This is a genomic window from Kitasatospora sp. NPDC057223 (assembly GCF_042669755.1).
In the GTDB taxonomy this organism is placed as follows: Bacteria; Actinomycetota; Actinomycetes; order Streptomycetales; family Streptomycetaceae; genus Kitasatospora.
On sequence record NZ_JBHUWW010000294.1, the window covers coordinates 1 to 2,010 of the forward strand.

The 2,010-nt window shown below is 70.6% G+C and carries 1 protein-coding gene and 1 pseudogene; both read left to right on the plus strand.

Annotation, left to right across the window (positions count from 1 at the left end):
* Nucleotides 1–1,053 (plus strand): annotated as a pseudogene (locus ACFUK0_RS40120) (2-oxoglutarate ferredoxin oxidoreductase subunit alpha); the annotation flags it as partial.
* Nucleotides 1,046–2,010, plus strand: a 965-nt coding sequence (locus ACFUK0_RS40125) for a 2-oxoacid:ferredoxin oxidoreductase subunit beta (protein ID WP_380259028.1), incomplete at its 3' end; no start/stop codon positions are given. The pseudogene ACFUK0_RS40120 and the gene ACFUK0_RS40125, both read left to right, overlap by 8 nt.

Genomic DNA, 2,010 nt, shown 5'->3' on the forward strand with positions numbered 1-2,010 from the left:
GAGTTGTCGCGGCACAAGAACTTCGGTGTCCGGACGTTCCAGGCGGAGGACGAGATCGCGGGGATCGGTGCGGCGCTGGGGGCGGCGTTCGGCGGTGCGCTCGGTGTCACCACCACCTCCGGGCCGGGGGTGGCGCTGAAGTCGGAGGCGATCGGCCTCGCCGTGTCGCTGGAACTCCCCTTGCTGGTGGTGGACATCCAGCGCGGCGGCCCGTCGACGGGGCTGCCGACGAAGACGGAGCAGGCCGACCTGCTGCAGGCGATGTTCGGCCGCAACGGGGAGGCGCCGGTGCCGGTGGTGGCCCCGGCGACAGCAGCCGAGTGCTTCGACGCGGCGCTGGAGGCGGCGCGGATCGCCGTCACCTACCGGACGCCGGTCTTCCTGCTGTCGGACGGGTACCTGGCGAACGGCTCGGAGCCGTGGCGGATTCCGGAGGTCGGCGAACTCCCTTCGATCGAAGCGGACTTCGCGACCGGGACGAACCACACGCTGGAGGACGGCTCGGAGGTCTTCTGGCCGTACAAGCGCGACTCGCTCACCCTGGCGCGCCCGTGGGCGGTGCCGGGGACGGCGGGGCTGGAGCACCGGATCGGCGGGATCGAGAAGCAGGACGGGACGGGGAACATCTCCTACGACCCGGCGAACCACGACTTCATGGTGCGGACCCGGCAGGCGAAGGTGGACGGGATCGTGGTGCCGGACGTCGAGGTGGACGATCCGGGTGGCGCGCGGGTGCTGGTGCTGGGGTGGGGGTCGACGTACGGGCCGGTGGCCGCCGCGGTGCGGCGGGTGCGGGCGGACGGCGGGCGGGTGGCGCAGGCGCACCTGCGGCACCTGAATCCGTTCCCGGCGAACCTGGGGGCGGTGCTGGGCTCGTACGAGCGGGTGATCGTGCCCGAGATGAACCTCGGGCAGCTGGCGCTGCTGCTGCGGGCCAAGTACCTGGTGGACGTGCAGCCTTTCACGCAGGTGAACGGGATGCCCTTCAAGGCCGAGCAACTCGCCAAGGCCGTTCAGGCCGCCCTTTCGGACGGAGAGTCCCGCGATGTCTGAGCGCTTCGATTCGCTGAAACTGGTCCCGCTCGCCGACGGTCCGCAGAGTGCGCGGGATTTCAGGACGGACCAGGAGGTGCGGTGGTGCCCGGGGTGCGGGGACTACGCGATCCTGGCGGCGGTGCAGGCGTTCATGCCGGAGCTGGGTATCCGGCGTGAGAACACGGTGTTCGTGTCGGGGATCGGGTGTTCGTCGCGGTTCCCGTACTACATGAACACCTACGGGATGCACTCGATCCACGGGCGGGCGCCGGCGATCGCGACGGGGCTGGCGACATCGCGGCGGGACTTGAGCGTGTGGGTGGTGACGGGTGACGGTGACGCGCTGTCGATCGGCGGGAACCACCTGATCCACGCGCTGCGGCGGAACGTGAACCTGAAGATCCTGTTGTTCAACAACCGGATCTACGGGTTGACGAAGGGTCAGTACTCGCCGACGAGCGAGGTGGGGAAGGTCACGAAGTCGACGCCGATGGGGTCGTTGGACGCGCCGTTCAACCCGTTGTCGCTCGCGATCGGGGCGGAGGCGACGTTCGTGGCGCGGACGATCGACTCGGACCGCCGGCACCTGCAGTCGGTGCTGCGGGCGGCGGCGGAGCACGAGGGCACGGCGCTGGTGGAGATCTACCAGAACTGCAACATCTTCAACGACGGGGCGTTCGAGGTCCTGAAGGAGCCGGGGACGCGGGACGAGGCGCTGGTGCGCCTGGAGCACGGGCAGCCGGTGCGGTTCGGCGCGGACGGTGCGAAGGGCGTGTTCCGGGACCCGGCGTCGGGCGAGCTGTCCGTCGGCGCGGTGACGGCGGAGAACGAGGGGCGGGTGCTGGTGCACGACGCGCACGCGGCGGGGCCGGCGACGGCTTTCGCGCTGACCCGGATCGCGGACGCGGACGCGCTGCACCACACGCCGATCGGGGTCCTGCGCAGTGTCCGCCGGCCGGTCTACGACACGTTGAT